Source organism: Sinomicrobium endophyticum (genome assembly GCF_052983315.1).
Window position 1 is genome coordinate 177999 of record NZ_JBRKIS010000010.1, and the last position, 18064, is coordinate 196062.

An 18064-nucleotide genomic window follows, 5' to 3' on the forward strand; every position below is an offset into this window, starting at 1 on the left:
TTTAAAGTACAAAATCAAGAGTTAAATAAAGTAAAAAAAGATTAAAGAAATGTTAAATTTAAAAAATATTTTATTATGTTTGTTATGTACCATTGTAAGTTAAGACGTCTGCTTATGGTAAGAAACAATTATTAACTCAAATCAAATTTTACATGAAAACAATGAAGTCTTTTTTTATTCCGGCGATAGTCGGAATAGGATTACTGTTAACCGCTTGTGAGAATGATCCGAAAGAAGAGAACCTCAATGCCCAACAGGAGGTAAGTGAGGAAGTACTCGATAAGATCGCGTCTCTCGAACTGAACACCAACGATGTTTCTTTAACAGATATTATTCTGCCCGACGGAAGTGTAGAAACCAACTACCTTATAGAAGGCGATATAGTAATGTCTAAGGAACACCTCTCTAAAATGGAGTTGCACGGTGGTGTAGTAAGTGAACAATATCGTACCTGGAACCTTGTAAGTTCTCCTAAAACTATTAATGTAATAGGATATACTGGGAGTAGCCAGGGGCTTTCTTCTGCAATGCAGACTGCCCTGCAACAGGCTATTAACAGCTATAACAATCTGAATCTCGGCCTGACTTTCACCTTGACTTTCGGAACAAATTACAATCCGTATGACATTGTGGTATACAGTCCCAGCGGAGGAGCAGGTGGTCAGGCAGGTTTCCCTTCCGGAGGTAATCCGTACAAATGGGTACAGATATTTTCGGGTCTGAACAGCTATCCTACACAGGTGATCCGCCACGTAATAATGCACGAGATCGGACATTGCCTGGGAATGCGTCACACAGACTGGTATAGCCGTCAAAGTTGCGGACAGAATTCTAACGAAGGAGAAGCAGGGGTAGGAGCCGTGCATATACCCAATACTCCTACAGGATATGATTCGAATTCCGTTATGCTTGCCTGCTTTAATTCCGGAGTTAGTGGTAACTGGGGGCAGTATGATATTGTAGCATTAAATTACCTATATTAGCCTTACAATCCGGACTAATTAGACCTTAATGAAATTATAAAGCGCAATCCCGGGATTGCGCTTTTTTTTGGTTTCAAGCTCCAGGTTACGGGTTACACTGCTCAAACCTGTAACCTGGAACTTTCTCATTTACCCCGTTTCTTTTGGCCGGAAACTTCATCTTTCCTGCTTTCTTTTGTATTTTTACCTCGTAAATGGCGAAAATGAAGGACAAACAAAAAATCCTGGATAAGTGTAATGCCATGAGGAAGGATACACTTATGGAAACCCTCCGGATAGAATATACGGATACGGGGGATGACTACCTGGTAGCAAAGATGCCGGTAAACAGCGGTGTTCATCAACCCGATGGAGTATTGCATGGGGGAGCTATGGTGGCTCTGGCCGAAAGTGTCGGAAGTGCGGCTGCCTATATTTTTTTGAATACCGAGGATTTTTTTATCCGCGGGGTGGAAATCGCGGCTAACCATGTGAGAAGTATTAAGGAAGGTGAAGTGTATGCCAAGGCCACGATACTTCACAAAGGAAGAACCACACAATTGTGGCAGATATTGCTGACAGATACGGAAGGTCGTCTTGTCTCCGTATGTAAACTCACCACAATATCATTACCTAAAAAGAAAGACTGACCGTATCGGTATTTATCAGAATCCAATGACTAAAATGATATCTGCAGAAGATTTTTTCACACAAATAAAACAGCAATATACACAAGGACTACCCTTTGTGGCATATCGCAAACCCGTGTCTGAAAATGTTGTGACACCAGAAGGCCCGGGGATAATTAAGGCATTATTGCAGAAGGATGCCGAATTACACGTCGTAAAAGATTTTTCGGAAAAGGGATTTGTTTTTTCTCCTTTTGATACGAAGGAGCAAACCATTCTCATACCATATTCGGAAACGGAAAAATTGTTTTCCCGATTGCCCGGCAAAAAGGGGGACGAAAGAGAAACGAATAAAGAAGAGCCAGTAGATAAAGACAATTCCACAGAGAGGGAAAAGCACATTGCCTTGGTAAAAAAGGGTGTGGAAGCGATACGGAAAGGAAAATTGAAAAAAGTGGTCCTTTCCAGAGAAGAAGAGGTCCCGGTTAGGGGGAAAGATCCCGTATCCGTTTTTCAAAGATTGCTGGAATCATACGAAACGGCTTTTTGTTATATCTGGTATCACCCTCAAATAGGGCTATGGCTCGGGGCCACTCCGGAAACCCTGTTATATATAAACGGGTGTGTACTACGTACAATGGCCCTTGCGGGGACGCAAAAATTTTCGGGAACTACAAAAGTGAACTGGGGAGAAAAGGAACGACAGGAACAACAGGTGGTTACGGACTCTATCGTAGACAGTTTGCGCTTCCAGGTCAAGAGCCTTAAAATATCCGCAGCCGGGACGCACCGTGCCGGAAACCTGCTTCATATAAAAACAGACATACAGGCAACTCTGATCCCCGAGTATAAAACAAAGAATATAGCCCCTTTATTACATAGTCTGCATCCCACGCCGGCAGTTTGCGGGTTTCCGAAGGAAGAGGCAAGGAGGTTTATCCGGGAAAACGAAGGATACGACAGAAGTTTTTATGCCGGATTTCTCGGAGAACTGAATGCAGATGTGGAATCAAATTCTGTTTCCGGTACCGGAAACAGGGATTCTGCACTGTATGTAAACCTTCGTTGTATGCAGATAAAGGATACCATGGCCAGTCTTTATATTGGTGGTGGAATAACCAGGGATTCCGTTCCGGAGTCGGAATGGGAAGAAACGGTGCACAAATCGTATACCATGAAAAGGATACTCGGATAACCCGGCGGGCAAATCTATGTGTATACATGGCTACGCACAGATAAAGTATTCCTCCTAATCCTTTGTACTTACCGGGCTGTGCTCTACTTTTGTCATAGCAAAATGGTTTTCGGAAATCTTGTTTTCTGCCGGATACCGGATTGTTTTATCAAGAATAAGATACATTACATGATATATCCTAAAATACCGCTTGCACAGACGGTACTTCAATTGTGCAAGGCGAAAAACATTACTGAGATCGTGTTATCACCGGGATCCAGGAATGCCCCGTTAACCATTGGTTTTACCCACGACGGTTTTTTTAATTCGTATAGTATAGTAGATGAGCGTTGTGCGGCTTTTTTCGCGTTGGGGATAGCACAACAAACCAGGAAACCTGCCGCTTTGGTATGCACTTCCGGTTCTGCCTTGCTCAATTATTATCCGGCCGTTTGCGAGGCTTTTTACAGCGATATTCCCCTTGTGGTAATCTCAGCGGACAGGCCCGCCCATAAGATAGATATAGGAGACGGGCAAACGATAAGACAACAGAACGTCTTTGCCAATCATATTCTTTTCTCGGCTAACCTGGTAGAGGGTAACAAAGTATTTAATGAAGAACAGATACAAAAGGCAATACATACGGCCGTTACCGGTAAAGGGCCGGTACATATCAATGTGCCTTTTGAAGAACCTTTATACGAAGTGGTGAACACTCCGGAGACAGGAGTCGGATATTGGTCTCCGGACCCGGAACCGGAAAACGGAGATGAAAGTATACGAGATGCTTTTCTGGAGCAGTGGAACAACACAGAGCGGAAAATGGTACTTGTCGGGGTTAATTATCCCGGGGATGTTCCTGTGGAATACCAGGAAATGCTGGTAAATGACCCTTCCGTTATTGTTTTTACCGAGACCACGTCAAACCTGTACCATCCCGGATTCTTTCCGGGAATTGACAAGATCATAGCCCCCGTTGAAAAGCTGGAGGAAGAACTCGGAAAGCTACAGCCGGGATTACTGCTTACTTTTGGCGGATTGGTGGTTTCCAAAAAAGTGAAGGCATTTTTGAGAAAGTGTCCTCCGAAATGGCATTATCACGTGGACGACAAGAAGGCATATGACACTTTTTTTTGCCTGACACATCATTTTAAGGTTCATCCTGCAGATTTTTTTTCCGATACAACTTCGGCATTCCGGTATGTGGAGAGTAGTTACCGGGAATATTGGCAGGAAGCCAGGCGAAGGAGAGGAACACGGCACGAGGACTACATTAAAAAAATCCCTTTTTCCGATCTTAAAGCATATGCCGAAATATTTAAGGTAATTCCACAGGAACAACTTATTCATTTCAGCAACAGCGCTACGATACGTTACTCACAGCTATTCGATATGAAAAAAGGGTGGCAGGTTTTCTGCAACCGGGGAACAAGTGGCATTGACGGTAGTACCTCCACTGCCATAGGGGCCTCCGTACAGTCTGAATTGCCCGCAACCCTGGTTACCGGTGACCTCAGTTTCTTTTATGACAGTAATGCACTTTGGAACAACTACAAACCTAAAGACTTCCGCATTATCGTGATCAATAACGGGGGAGGGGGAATTTTTCGCATACTGCCGGGGCATAAGAACACGGAGAATTTCGATACTTATTTCGAGACTGTTCACGGACTTACGGCTGAACACTTGTGTGCAATGTACGGTATAGGCTATTTAAAAGCTGATGATGAAAATTCGTTAAAAGAAGGTTTAAGCAGGCTTTACAAGGCTTCGGAAGCCCCAAAGCTCCTGGAAGTATTTACCCCGCGAAAAGTTAATGATGGTGTTTTAATCGATTATTTCAAGCATTTATCCGATGATTTTTCGGAATAAACCGGGATAAATTGATAAAAGTCGGATAATTTTTGTTAAATTAGAACCACCTTATTAACAATAAAATTAATACTAATGAGCAAAAGAGACGAACTTATTGCCAAGTATGCCGCAGACCTTAAAGACAAATGCGGTGTAAAAGCTGACATGGACCTGCTGACCAAGGTAACCATCGGATTAGGGCCTTCCATTTATAATGCGGATGCCGAAACGGTTTCGGGTACGGATCCGAAAGAACTGGCTACGGTAAAGAAAAATTTCCTTATCAAAAAATTGGGTTTGAAAGACAGTGCTGACCTGGACAAAGCGATCGATTCGGCAATTGAAAAATACGGACGGTCTAACCGAAACAAATACAGGGCGGTAGTTTATTATCTTTTGACAAAACATTTTAAGAAAGAATCGGTATATAAATAGGCTGTTATATTTTCTGAAAAAATAAAAGTCCCGGGAATAATTCAGATTCCCGGGACTTTTTTATGCCTGTTGCGCACCGGTTAGTTGCGCATGGAAGAGGTCTGAGATAATCGTTTCATGTCCTTACTGCTGGGCGATTCGTATATTTCCAGGTCAAAATAAGGGACGGCTGCCAGAACATGATCGAAAATATCGGCCATGATATGTTCGTAGTTCACCCATCGTTTATCACTGGAAAATATATATATCTCCAGGGGAATTCCCTGTGGTGTGGGAGGGAGGTGGCGTACCATCATGGTCATGTCTTTATTGACTGCCGGATGGTTTTTTACGTAAGTATCTATGTACTTACGGAATACTCCCATATTCGTCTGGTTACGTCCGTTCAGTAAAATACTCTTATCTATATTGTTGTCTGTATTATATTTTGTTATATCTGTTTGACGATGGTCCAGGTAAGAAGCCAGAAGTTGTATTTTTTTGAGGTCCCCGACTTCTTCTTCCGTCAGGTAACGGATACTGCTCACCGCAACATATAAGGCTCTTTTTATTCGCCTTCCGCCGCTGTCCTGCATTCCTCTCCAGTTACGGAAAGAATCGGCGATAAGGGCATATGTGGGAATTGTGGTAATGGTCCTGTCAAAATTACGAACCTTTACAGTGGCGAGATTTATTTCCATAACGTCTCCGTCAGCACCATATTTTTCAACGGTTATCCAGTCGCCTATACGTACCATATCATTGGCTGCTACCTGGATACTGGCAACAAAACCGAGTATAGAGTCCTTAAAAATAAGTAGGATAACTGCAGATGCGGCACCCAAAGCAGTTAAGAACGTTATAGGATCTTTTTCCGTAAGTACGGTAAAGAGGTATATGGCAGCTATGATCCAGGCGAATATTAAAAATACCTGTACGAAGCTATCCAGGGGTTTGTCTTTATAAGCATCTTTCGTCCTGAGTAAATTCTTGAGAGACCGAAGGAAACTGCGAAATATCCACACACCAAGTAAGGCCATGTATATATCCACGATCTTCATGCTAAAGTTGCCCCATCCGGGAAAATCCGAAAAAACTATGGGAATCATCCGTATGATAAAGATCAGAGGTATGATATGGGCTATATATTTCGGGAAGTTACTTTGTACCAGGAAATCGTCAAAAGTGGTTTTGGTTTTGGTGGAGAAGATGAAAAATGCCTTAATGACCACCTTTTTAAAAACAAAGTCCAGAAGGAATATTATAAGGCCTAACACTATAAGATTGAGTGCAAGGTTCAGCTGAACGGATAATTCAACCGAAACACCTTCGTGTATCAAAAGATTGTAGAATTTTCGGCTCCATTCGTAAATAGGTCCTTGTTGTTGCATAAATTATGTGTTTTTCGGGTTTAGATTTGCTGCAAAGATACGGTTATTGAGCAAATGAAAAACCCTGTGTCCGTGAACTGAAATTCCCGTCCCGGAACGGACGGGAATCCGGTTTTACGGATGAGCATACGGAAAAACTGTCTGATTTTCAGTTACTCTTAACTTTCCGCGCTTCCTGCCTGAAGTTGTTGTGCTACCTGTTGCACTTCATCCAATACACGGAGCAGGTTATCTCCCCATAATTTTCGGATGTCTTCTTCGGAGTATCCTCTTTTTACGAGTTCGAAAGTAATATTAAGGGTTTCGGAAGCGTCGTCCCAGCCGCTGATACCACCACCTCCGTCAAAATCAGAACTGATGCCGACATGGTCTATGCCAATGAGATTTACCATATAGTCTATATGGTCCGCAAAATCCGCGACATTTACTCTTTCGGGAAGGGAATCATCCTTCCGGATCTTTTCCCGGCTCAGGTCATTTACCTTTTTGTATACGTTTTCAAAGTAGTCTCTTCGATCGTCGGAGGAGAGTGCCATATAATCTTCCCGTTCGAGCAAAACAAATCCCAGGGAGTCTGCTACCTGTTTTTTTATCGTTTGCTCTGCCTTATTACGCAAATCGTTTTTCCCGGTATTTACATAGGCAGAGAAAGCAACGGTTTGTACCACCCCGCCATTCTCTTTGACCATAAGCAACTCTTCATCGCTCAGGTTGCGGCTGTGGTTGCACAACCCTCTTGCCGAAGAATGGGAGGCGATAACAGGAGCTTTGGAAAGCTTTATGGCCTGTTTGTTTGATTCGGCGGAAGGGTGGGAGAGGTCTATCATAATCCCCCATTTATTCATTTCCGCAATGGCTTGTTTTCCGAGATCACTCAGGCCGTGATAAAGCCATACGCTGTCTTTTTCTCCCGTATTGGAATCACAGAACTGGCTGTGACCGTTGTGCGAAAGCGACATGTACCTCGCGCCCAGATCGTGAAATTTTTTTACATTGGAAAGATCGGTTCCCATAGGATAGGCATTTTCCACACCTATCATGGCTACCTTTTTTCCGGAAGCGTGAATTTTTCGGACGTCGGCAGAAGACAGGGCAAGTGCTATACGATCGGGAGCGATCTCTTCGCAAAGCCGGTGAATGGCATCGAATTTGGAGATAGCATTATCGTATGCCCTGGCATAACCTTTGGTAGTCAGGGAATCCTGCCCGGTATAAACGATAAGCCAGGTGACATCCAGGCCGCCTTCCTCCATTTTCGGAAGGGTTATCTGTGTGTCCAGGTCCATAGTATAGTTAATACTATCAGTGAAATTCCGCACATTGATGTCGTTATGTGTGTCTATGGTAATAACATTTTTGTGGATAGTACGGGCCTTTTCAATCAATGCGATGGAATCCATTGTGGAAGTATCGCCGGTTTCGGTTTTTTTGTCCGTTTTACAGGCCCCGGACAAAACCAGCACGGAAAGAGAGAGGTAATGGTAAATCTTCATTTATGTCGAATTTTTGAGTTAGCAGAAGGGAAATTACAAATTATTACGGATTCCATTTTAATTTTTATTTCCGCTTCCTGCAAAAATGAGGGTATGTTAATGAAAAATACACAAAAAAGGGACCGGGTGGAGGAGGGAGGGGTTTTTCTTTTGGTCATGGTTTCTCCGGGAAAATGACACTTAGAGGAATACAGAAGACAGGGGGTAACCCCTGATACGATGTTTAACCAATTCAGAATTTCTGAAAAAAACAGGTTTATACTTGGTCCAAAAAAAACTGCCCGGAAGTAATTCCGGGCAGCAAATATTTCACTTTGTTTATGCTTATTACGATTCCAGAAGGGCAAAGAATTTGTCCAGGTTAGGAATGATTACTATTCGTGTACGTCTGTTTTTAGCCCTGTTTTCGGACGAGTCGTTATCTACAACCGGCATAGTACTTCCTCTTCCTGCGGCTATCATTTGCTTCGGGTTAACGTTGTATTTGTTCTGTAAGAGCCTTACGATGGCTGTGGAACGTTGTACACTAAGCTCCCAGTTATCTTTGATATAAGCTCCTTCTTTTACAGTCTGGGAATCGGTGTGCCCTTCAACCATCACCTCCATGCTCGGCTCGGAATTGATAACATCCGCAAGTTTTTGCAGGAGGTTGTAAGCCTTGCTGTTTACCTGGTAGCTGCCACTTCGGAATAACAGTTTGTCCGATACGGAGATCATTACTACGGTCTGATCTACATTGATGTCTATATCTTCACTATTAGAACTGTCTGTAATAGAACTTTTCAGGTTATACGAGATTGCCAGATTGATAGAGTCTTCTAGGGTCTGTGCTTTTTCCAGTTCGCGGGGATCTACTTTGGCCAGTGTAGCCATCATTTTGGCTTTGGTATTGTTGGACATTACGGCCAGGTCTCCTACTTGTACCAGTTTTTCGTCATTTTCTTCTCTCAGAGAGCTTATTTTGGCATTGTATTCAGAAACGCGGGATTCTATTTTAGCGAATTTGTCCTCCAGCTCTTCTTTTTCTACCGTCGTTTTCTGCAGAACACTTCGGGTATTGGAAAGATCCTGCTCCAGCGCCACATATTTCTTCTTGGAAACGCAAGAAGTAAATACAAGACTTCCCAGAACGGTTACGATAATCACTTTCTTCATAGTTTTGATATTTGATTTAACAGTTCAATCGCTTCTATAACGCCAGGTAGCAGGCTATCTTATATAAAGGTATAAGTAAAATATTCTTTTAACATTTTTTTAACATTTATGACCCGGAGAGAAAATGCCGAATGTTAAGCAGGCTTCAGGAGGACTTAAATAGCACATAATTTTCCGTTAGGACGACCTCAAATAGTTTATTCCTTGCATAATTTACCATCTGATAAATATCATGTTACCCTTTGCTACCTTCTCATATATTTGATCCGTATATCATAGAAAATAACATTATCAAATATCCAGAGATGAAAACAATAGTAGTAGCCACGGATTTTTCGGACGAGGCGGAAAATGCGCTTTTATATGCTGCAAAAATGGCAGCCGAATACCAGTATAAGCTTGTGCTGTTTACACTGTACAACATTTCCATACATGCCTTAAATGCAAGATTGTCTGACGAAAGCATAGAAATTCTTATAGCTAAAAAAAACAGAGATCTGGAAGCGGTTAAAGAAAGGATTCGGGCTACTTACGGAATAGATGCGGATATACACCTGGCATCCGGAGACTTTTATGTGGAAGTTGAGTATTGTATCGGACAGTGCCAGGCAGAGATGCTCATAATGGGAATGGCACGGAAATCCGTAGAGCAGGATCTGATGGGAAACACCACGACAACGGCCATTAATGAACTCAGCATTCCTATATTGGCCATTCCGATAGGGGCGAGATATAAAGGAATTTATCATATTCTTTTTGCCTGTGATATCATGAAAGGTGTACATAAGAGTATACTTGAAAAAGTACACGCTTTTGCCTCCGGCTTCGGGGCAATTGTTGAAGTATTCCACGTAAGCAATAAAATAGAAGAATTACAGGAAAAAGCTTCAAAAACGGAAATGGTGGATCATGAACTGAAGGACATTACCCACTATTATAAAAGCGTGGAGTCCAAAAAAATACTTGAAACTATTAAACAGGAAATGGCGGCTACCAAAACAGATATGCTAATCATGGTGCCGTATAAATACGGTTTCTGGAAATCCCTGATCCATAGGAGTAAAACCAGAATGATGGCATCGGGAAGCGATGTTCCGTTACTTTCATTACCAGTCTAAATGCGGATGGATAATAATAATGGACCAGAAGAGTTTGAAAACGAGAAAGACGCTCATTTTTAGCGTCTTTCTCGTTACGTGGGGAGAGCAGGATTCGAACCTGCGAAGGTGAAAACCAACAGATTTACAGTCTGTCCTCGTTGGCCGCTTGAGTATCTCCCCGAGCCGTCATTTCCGGGCAATGCCCTTACAAATGAACGGTGCAAATATAATGCTGTTTTACGATTGTGCAAGAGAAAAATTGCAGAACTTATGGGTGAACAGTACAACTGTTTGAGTATGAAAACAATTTGTTTCAAAAAAACAGGAAAAGACCTCTGTCGATCGGAAATCTACAGGTTTCCGGCAGCCCGGAAGTCTGTTTAGCTACGGATGCATGAATTCTTTTTAAGGTAACTTTAATATATCCGTGGCTAAAAATTTAGAGGAACTAAAGTATAACTGCAACAGATTTCGATAGCGGGAGGGTTTTAAATCCGAAACGGAGATCAATACAGATCAAACCGCCTTCTGGTTATTGCGTATACGGGAAGTAATGTATTCCAGAATATCCGAAACGTCCTGTTCATAATCAAACCAGGTTATATCTTCCTGTTTCCGGAACCAGGTAAGCTGTCTTTTGGCAAAACGGCGGGTATTCTTTTTTATTTCGGAAACGGCAGATTCCAGGTTGCAATTACCTTGCAGGTATTCGAATAACTCTTTATATCCGACGGTCTGGAGGGCATTTTTTTGCCTGAACGGGAACAGGGATTCCACTTCCCGGAGCAGACCGTTATCTATCATTATGTCCACTCTTCGGTTTATCCGCTCGTAAATTATTTCTCTCTCCGCGGTAAGTCCTACGGTAACAGAGAAAAAATCCCTTTTTTTCGATTTCCCGGACAAAAAGGAAGAATAAGGTTTGTTTGTCCCCAGGCAGATTTCCAGTGCACGTATCATCCTGTGCGGGTTTTCCATGTCTGCCTGTTTGCAATAAACCGGGTCCAGGTTTTGCAATTGTTCGGCCAAGCTCTGAATGCCTTCTCTTTCCAGCCGTTCGTTGAGCTTCTGTCTTATAGACGGATCTACGTCCGGAAAATCATCCAATCCCTTTAATATCGCATTGACATAAAGCCCGCTGCCACCGGTCATAACTACAACATCCCTGGTTGTGAAAAGTTCTTCCAGCAGGGAAAGCCCCTCCCTTTCAAAATCCCCGACGGAATAGTCTTCAGAAATACTTTTATGTTGTATAAAATAGTGCGGAACGGCAGAGAGTTCGTTTGCAGAGGGCACAGCCGTACCGATACACATCTCCTTGTAGAATTGCCTGGAATCCGAAGACAGTACTACGGTTCCGAAATATTCGGCTATACGGATGGCCATGGCGGTTTTACCAATGGCTGTTGGGCCGACAACCGTGATGAGATATTTGTTTTTTTTGTACTCCAAAGGGATTAAGGATTCTATTTGTGTTAAAACAGGACATTATTGCCCGGTAGTTCCGTGGCTATCATCAAGAGAGGGAAGCAGGGTCCCGCATCGATAACAGTACCGGGCATCGGGAATAAAGTTCTGTGTATTGCAATTAGTGCAGGTTTTAGATTGTTGCTCCAGTAGGGCGGCTTCTTCATTTGTCTTCTTTTGCCGGGATTTAGCATATTCGACCGTTACAATTCCCGTGGGGACAGCTATAATACCATATCCGAGTATCATAATAAAAACCGCTATAAGCTGTCCGAGTTCCGTTTGGGGAGCAATGTCACCGTAACCAACAGTAGTAAGTGTAACAATCGTCCAGTAGATACTCCTGGGGATACTTGTAAAACCACTGTCTTCTCCTTCTTCGACAAGAAACATCAAGGATCCGATAACTACCGATACAATAAGTACGGTATATAAAAAAACTGCTATTTTAGCCCGGCTCGCCTTTAAGGCGCTCAGCAACTGCGAGGCTTCCCCGATAAAACGCATTAGCTTGAGGATCCGGAATACCCGGAGCAAACGCAGAGAGCGGATGGTGGCCAGAACATGCGTGTTTGTAAAGAAATACGACAAATACATAGGAAGTATAGCTACCAGATCTATGATACCATAAAAACTGAATATATAATTCCAGGGTTTTTTTATGGTAATGATCCTCAGAATGTATTCAATAGTAAATATCACGGTTATTATCCACTCCGAAATCAGTAGGATATCGTGATACTTTTTATCAAATTCCGTAACGCTTTCCATCATTACAATGAAAATGCTCAACAAGATGAGGAAAAGGATAACTATATCGAATATCCTTCCGGCGGGGGTATTTACACCATATATGATAATATGGGTTTTTTGTTTCCATATTTCGTATTTGGACTTCTCTTCTTTCACAGTTTTCGTTCTAGTATGACGGGTTGTTTATTTTGTAAAGATAGGAGTTCTGCATATAATTTTTTCAATCCTTCGTATTCCTGTGCGGTATAAACAGGCCTGGTGAATTGTAGTCGGGTATTTATAACCACACTGTTACCGTTTCTTGAGGAATGAAAAAGCAACTTTCCGGAACCATCTTCCAATTTCATCATCTTTTCTGCCGGGAGCTCCACAATTTCATAATCATCGCCCAGGTCGATAACAACCAGGTAAACATAGGCAAACGGGTAACCGAAATCCACCGGATAGGTTCTTTTTTCCAGGGTGAACGGATTTTTATCTATTCTGCCTACAACAAAAGGATTAAGAAGTAACATGCGTGAAGTGCTGTCCTTTTTCATTTGAAAGGAATATTCTTCAATAAGCTGTTCGTCCGGATCTTCGTCGCCACTTATGGTGTATTCTTCCAGTTCATATAACCCTTTTTTGTCGTATTCGTCCTGCAGGTGTTCTTTGTATGCTTCCCCGGTCATATTCTGTATTTCCTTTCTTTTGGACAACGCATGGTAGAACGAACTGGCTTCCCTGGTTTTGATACTGGCGTATTTGTCCCCGGTAAGGGAGATTTGCGTAGATATTATGGTTTGTGTATGCTTCTCCGGAACTATGTCATACCAGTAACTCCCGCCGTCCATATCCATTACCCTGCCATAGCCGTTAAGTGCACGAAAAGGGAGTATACCGAAAGGAAGGTTTTTATCCGTAAGGTCGAGCAAAAAACTCTTTTCATCCATATCCAGCTTAATGACGAGATAGTTAAATTCGGATATTATCGGGTATAACTTTGTGGGTAGATTGGTATTTCGTGTAGACAGCAGCATGAAATTGGCCTTAAAACCCGCGGCTTTCAGAAAGTTTAGCAATATAAGGTTCAGGTCTGCAGTACTTCCGGACTTTTTTTCAAAAGCATCTTTTACATCTACCCTGGTAAAAATATAGTTCTTTCCGTTCCAGAACAGTTGATCCTGCAGGTAGTAGTATATTTTTTTCGCCTTTTCCATACCTTGCGGCATATCGGAAATTTCTTTCGGGATCAGTTTACCGAAATAGTTTTCTTTTCTGGCCTGTCTGCCTATTTCTTCCCTGTACTTTATTTCCTTGTCTACATCTTTCCAGCTTTTGGTGTATTTTTTTTTCATGCCGTCAAAGCCCTGAAATGTTTCCAGTTCGTAGTCTATGGCAGAGAGGTAGTTGTATTTGGAGATCATGTAATCTTCTTCCTTGAAAGCCGGAATATCTTTCATGATATACGTACTGCTTACACAATCGGCTTTGCCCACTCCCTGAAAATAAAAACAATCCTTTTTCAGGACGGATTCCTTATGGTCCAGCTTCAGAAACCCGGTGAGTTTTACATTGTATTTGTAGTTAGCAGGAATAGTGGTGGCGTACTGGCTGTATATCTTGGGTATACCGGACTGGAATCTCCAGGAATTAAAGTTGTAAAAAAAGGGAGATTCTACTTTATACCTGTAATCGATCACCGTGCCTTCTTTGACATTGGGGACCGTAAACTTTACTACGTCATAGGCTTCGCTTACATTGTCGGTAAAGATGTCTTTTTTTGCCAATCGGCGCACTGTGCGATCGGGAGCAACAGAGAGTGCCTCCGCTTCAATAAAACGCTCCCGCTTTTTGCTTTCCAGTGATTTTTGTAACGGGATTTCCAGGGTAGCTTCGTTAATACCGTCTTTTTTCAGAATTTTGATACGGCGTATGATTTCGGTAGACAGGACTACATTGCCAAAGCCGTTTTTAGCTATTTCGGAAATCCCCTTTTCGTAAAGTACCAGTGCGCTTGCCGTGGTATCTTTATCGTAGTGTAGCATGTTGAGATATTCGGAATCGACATTGCCGAAATCAAAACGGACTTCCGCATCCTGGGCCCGAAGGGTATAAAAACAAAGTAGTACGAATAAAGTGGTGAGTGGTTGAAGATGGTTTGCCATGAACCTTTTATTGTGGTGAATATTGGACGATCTTATACCCGTTACTTTTTCTCAGGTATGTTTGAATGATATGCCTGGCATCGGCATTGTTATTCATTGGGGTAAGGACTTTTTGCAGTATGTGCATATTGTTAATTTGATAGTTTAGTTCATAGAACGCAATTCCTTTGAATTCAGATCTTTCTATCATTACTACACTCCGCTCTCCGGTTGCTCTTCCTTTGTCTATAATGAGCATGTTCTCGTGCGGATAGCTGTATTTTTTAAGGGCTTCTCTGACCCGTTCGTTATACGTTTCGGGCGATTCGGTATGTATACAAGCCCCTTTGCATTTTTGTATGGTATAATTAAAACAATGTTGCCTGGCATCGGAAAGTCCGTTGAGTTTATTGCAAAGGGTAAACTCTTCCGTAAGCCGGTATAAGGTATTTTTAGCCTCGTGTATGGTGACAAAAGTAGTAATGGGATATTTTTCCGAAGGGGAACGTCTGCTCAGTTTGTTGATAAACAGTTCCAGGTAACCATCTTCATTTTCCCTGTAAAACAGGCCGAAGGTAAATATCCGGTGTTTCTGTGCCCTGTTATATTTGGGCTGGTTCTTTTTTATTTCTTCATTTTCTTTGAGAAGGGCAATCAATTCATTTCCGGTTTCTTCATAAGTTACCGCAACTACTTCTTTCTGAATGAGCCTGGCTTTCTTTGCTGTTCGGGTAAAATGCTGATTAACCCGTTTCCTGATGTTTCGGCTTTTGCCTATATAGATTATGTTACCGTTCTCTTTGTGAATGTAATACACTCCTACCTTTTCGGGTAGTTGCTCTACGATATTAAGTAGTTTGGGGGAGAGGGTACCCGTGTTTTCGGATTTAATACTTTCCCTAACGATCTCTTTGGACTGATCTTTGGCCAGTAGCAATTTGAACAGCTTAACGGTGGCCTGCGCATCGCCATTGGCCCGGTGACGGTCGCTTACCGGGATTCCGAGGGAACGTACCAGCTTTCCAAGGCTATAGGACCCGGCATCGGGAATCAGTTTCTGGGAAAGTTCTACCGTACATATGGTTTTCCGCTTGTAATCAAAGCCAAGTCGTTGAAATTCCGTGCGTAGTATCCTGTAATCGAATTGTGCGTTATGGGCTACCAGGACACAGTCTTCGGTAATTTCCACAATGCGTTTGGCTACTTCATAAAATTTAGGAGCCGATCGCAGCATGGCATTATTAATACCGGTCAGGTTCGCTACAAAGGGCTGTATTTCCCGTTCCGGGTTGATCAGGCTTATAAAACGATCGGTAATTCTATGCCCGTCATACCGGTAAATGGCAATTTCCGTTATGCCTTCTTCATTATACTGTCCTCCAGTGGTCTCTATGTCTAATATAGCGTACATCTATATCTTTTCCGGGCGGGATTATTTGTTTTTTCGCAGGTTTCCCGCGCAAAATCCCGGTTATTTATTTAATTATCCACAACTATCCATGATAGTTTCGCGCTCCAAATATACTACTTCCTATTCTAACCATCGTACTGCCGCATGCTATGGCAGTAGTATAATCCCCGCTCATCCCCATAGATAATACTTTAATTTCCGGATGCTCTGCCGAAGCTTTATCAAACAGGGCACGGAGTGTCTGAAATTCTTTTTTAACCTGTGTCTCGTTTTCGGTAAAGGTGGCCATTCCCATAAAACCGATAATTTTTACGTGTTCCATGGCCCGTAATTCTTCGGATTGTAATAAACGGACGACTTCTTCTTCATCCATTCCGAATTTGGTGTCTTCCTCTGCAATATGCACCTGTAGCAGGCAGGATATAACCCGTTGATGTTTCGCCGCCTGTTTGTCTATTTCCTTTAAAAGTTTCAGGCTGTCCACTCCGTGTATAAGGGATACGAATTCAGCCATGTATTTTACCTTATTGCGCTGTACATGACCTATCATATGCCATTCTACATCCTTAGGCATTTGCTCCCATTTATCGGTCATTTCCTGTATTTTATTCTCTCCGAATACCCTTTGTCCGGCTTCATAAGCTTCCATAAGGTCATTTACGGGTTTTGTTTTGGAAACCGCTACCAGGGTAACATGCTCCGGAAGTTCTTTTTTCAGGTTCCTGAGGTTCTCGGCTATACTCATTTTTTGAAATTCAGGTTTTTTACTACGCTAAAACTCGTAGATGGTTATTCCGCTTCGCAGTTTAGGCTCTATAAAAGTACTTTTCGGTGGCATTTGCAGGCCCTCGTCCGCTATTTTTTTTATTTCTTCCATGGTTACGGGCAACATGCCGAATCCTACGGTGTATTTTTCTTTGTCGATCAGCGACTTCATTTCCACTACATTGTCTTTACCGCAACCATAGGCTATACGGTTGTCATTTCGCAGGTCTTTGATGCCCAGTATTGGTTCCAGTATAGTTTGGAAAAGCAACTGGGTGTCCAGAGTACTGAGGGAATCCGTGAAATTGTATATGGTCTTCCGAAGATAGAGCGAGTAGAACTCTCCGTCCAGATACATGGTAAAATGGTGTTTTTTGGAAGGCCGGTATAGTTCCGTTCCCCGGTTTTCTATGCGATACCATTCATCCAGTCGTATCAGGAAATCCTCCTTGCTGAGTCCGTTGAGACCTTTTACCATACGGTTGAATTCATATATCTTCAGGTTGGATTCGGGGATGAGATAACTCATAAAAAAGTTATATGCTTCTGTGCCCGAATGACCGGGATTTTCCTTTTTCAGGTTTTCGGCAAGTAAACAGGAAGATGCCGACCGGTGATGTCCGTCCGCAATATAAATATCTCCTATATTCTCAAATTCGTTTTGTATGATTTTAATTTTTTCCGGGTCCGATAGTTTCCACAAGTAATGGGTAACCCTATCGGTTGTTGTAAATTCATATTCGGGAACAGTTGAAGTCACTTCATTTATTATGTGGTCAATAAGATTACTATCCGGGTAGGTGAGGAGTACGGGCTCGGTATTAAAGCCTACGGTTTTGAGATATTCCATAAACAACTCTTCCCTGGCCTGAATGGTGGCTTCGTGCTTTTTGACCCTGTTGTTTTTGTAATCCTCCACACTTGCTCCCCCGAGGATTCCACAGAACGTATGTTTTCTTGTTTTTTGTTTGTAAACGTAAAAAGAGGGAGATTCATCCTGTATGAAGATATGGTCTTCCCGGAATTCCAGGTACCGGTTACGCACCAGTTTGAACCTGTTTTCGCCGGATACTTCCCGGTGGTATTTATACCCCGGGTTTATGATATGCATGAAGCAATAAGGGTTGTATCTGAGCCGGGCTTCCCGTTCCTTTTTGGAATAGCTTTCGTAAGACCTGGAAGCTACCAGGCTAACTTTGTCCTTTGTGGGACGAACGGCACAGAATGGTTGTATTGTTGCCATGAACAAACTAGGGTTTCCGGGTTATACTTTTAATTTATACGTAACACTTTGTGAATCTCTGTGCAGCTTTTGTGAGTCTCTGCGTAATAATAGGGCGGGGCTATTACACAAAGAGCCGCAGAGAATA

At 42.4% G+C, this 18064-nt stretch carries 15 protein-coding genes and 1 tRNA gene; 6 read left to right on the forward strand and 10 right to left on the reverse strand.

Going from position 1 to position 18064, the window contains the following annotated elements; genetic code table 11:
• Positions 1-152 precede the first annotated feature (152 nt).
• From ACVBDU_RS03270 to ACVBDU_RS03290, 5 genes are all read left to right on the forward strand, one after another.
• Positions 153-983: a M57 family metalloprotease gene (locus ACVBDU_RS03270; RefSeq protein ID WP_447178351.1), complete on the forward strand. Its 831-nt coding sequence runs from the start codon at positions 153-155 to the stop codon at positions 981-983.
• A gap of 203 nt (positions 984-1186) precedes the next feature.
• Complete coding sequence (locus ACVBDU_RS03275; RefSeq protein ID WP_447178352.1) at positions 1187-1612, forward strand: PaaI family thioesterase; 426 nt, start codon at positions 1187-1189, stop codon at positions 1610-1612.
• A 25-nt stretch (positions 1613-1637) separates the two neighbouring features.
• A complete protein-coding gene (locus ACVBDU_RS03280; RefSeq protein WP_447178353.1) occupies positions 1638-2786 on the forward strand; it encodes a chorismate-binding protein in 1149 nt (382 codons plus the stop codon).
• Positions 2787-2954: 168 nt separating this feature from the next.
• Positions 2955-4637 (forward strand): 2-succinyl-5-enolpyruvyl-6-hydroxy-3-cyclohexene-1-carboxylic-acid synthase, encoded by a 1683-nt coding sequence (menD, locus tag ACVBDU_RS03285; protein WP_447178354.1) that lies wholly within the window; start codon positions 2955-2957, stop codon positions 4635-4637.
• Positions 4638-4712: 75 nt separating this feature from the next.
• Positions 4713-5054: a DUF2853 family protein gene (locus ACVBDU_RS03290; protein ID WP_447178355.1), complete on the forward strand. Its 342-nt coding sequence runs from the start codon at positions 4713-4715 to the stop codon at positions 5052-5054.
• An 80-nt stretch (positions 5055-5134) separates the two neighbouring features.
• Here ACVBDU_RS03290 and ACVBDU_RS03295 read toward each other — a convergent pair whose 3' ends face one another.
• The 3 genes from ACVBDU_RS03295 to ACVBDU_RS03305 all read right to left on the reverse strand — a co-directional run bounded on the left by ACVBDU_RS03295 (position 5135) and on the right by ACVBDU_RS03305 (position 9072).
• Positions 5135-6424: a mechanosensitive ion channel family protein gene (locus ACVBDU_RS03295; protein WP_447178356.1), complete on the reverse strand. Its 1290-nt coding sequence runs from the start codon at positions 6422-6424 to the stop codon at positions 5135-5137.
• 158 nt (positions 6425-6582) lie between these two features.
• Positions 6583-7917, reverse strand: coding sequence for a dipeptidase (locus ACVBDU_RS03300; protein ID WP_447178357.1), 1335 nt, complete (start codon positions 7915-7917; stop codon positions 6583-6585).
• A 327-nt stretch (positions 7918-8244) separates the two neighbouring features.
• Positions 8245-9072 (reverse strand): OmpA/MotB family protein, encoded by an 828-nt coding sequence (locus ACVBDU_RS03305; RefSeq protein ID WP_447178358.1) that lies wholly within the window; start codon positions 9070-9072, stop codon positions 8245-8247.
• Positions 9073-9377: 305 nt separating this feature from the next.
• Between ACVBDU_RS03305 and ACVBDU_RS03310 the strand changes: the two genes are divergently transcribed.
• Positions 9378-10190 (forward strand): universal stress protein, encoded by an 813-nt coding sequence (locus ACVBDU_RS03310; RefSeq protein ID WP_447178359.1) that lies wholly within the window; start codon positions 9378-9380, stop codon positions 10188-10190.
• Positions 10191-10269: 79 nt separating this feature from the next.
• Here the strand turns inward: ACVBDU_RS03310 and ACVBDU_RS03315 are convergent.
• The 7 genes from ACVBDU_RS03315 to ACVBDU_RS03345 form a co-directional block, all read right to left on the reverse strand.
• Positions 10270-10352 (reverse strand) — tRNA-Tyr (locus ACVBDU_RS03315).
• A 336-nt stretch (positions 10353-10688) separates the two neighbouring features.
• Complete coding sequence (gene miaA / locus ACVBDU_RS03320) at positions 10689-11624, reverse strand: tRNA (adenosine(37)-N6)-dimethylallyltransferase MiaA (protein WP_447178360.1); 936 nt, start codon at positions 11622-11624, stop codon at positions 10689-10691.
• A 36-nt stretch (positions 11625-11660) separates the two neighbouring features.
• Positions 11661-12548, reverse strand: coding sequence for an ion transporter (locus ACVBDU_RS03325; protein ID WP_447178361.1), 888 nt, complete (start codon positions 12546-12548; stop codon positions 11661-11663).
• Positions 12545-14539, reverse strand: a complete 1995-nt coding sequence (locus ACVBDU_RS03330; RefSeq protein WP_447178362.1) for a DUF3858 domain-containing protein — start codon at positions 14537-14539, stop codon at positions 12545-12547. The genes ACVBDU_RS03325 and ACVBDU_RS03330 overlap by 4 nt, the downstream gene beginning before the upstream one ends.
• Before the next feature lie 7 nt (positions 14540-14546).
• A complete protein-coding gene (locus ACVBDU_RS03335; RefSeq protein WP_447178363.1) occupies positions 14547-15929 on the reverse strand; it encodes an exonuclease domain-containing protein in 1383 nt (460 codons plus the stop codon).
• Positions 15930-16011: 82 nt separating this feature from the next.
• On the reverse strand, positions 16012-16674 hold the full coding sequence (locus tag ACVBDU_RS03340) for a YggS family pyridoxal phosphate-dependent enzyme (RefSeq protein ID WP_447178364.1): 663 nt from the start codon (positions 16672-16674) through the stop codon (positions 16012-16014).
• A gap of 27 nt (positions 16675-16701) precedes the next feature.
• A complete protein-coding gene (locus ACVBDU_RS03345) occupies positions 16702-17937 on the reverse strand; it encodes a DUF1015 domain-containing protein (protein WP_447178365.1) in 1236 nt (411 codons plus the stop codon).
• Between the last annotated feature and the right edge of the window lie 127 nt (positions 17938-18064).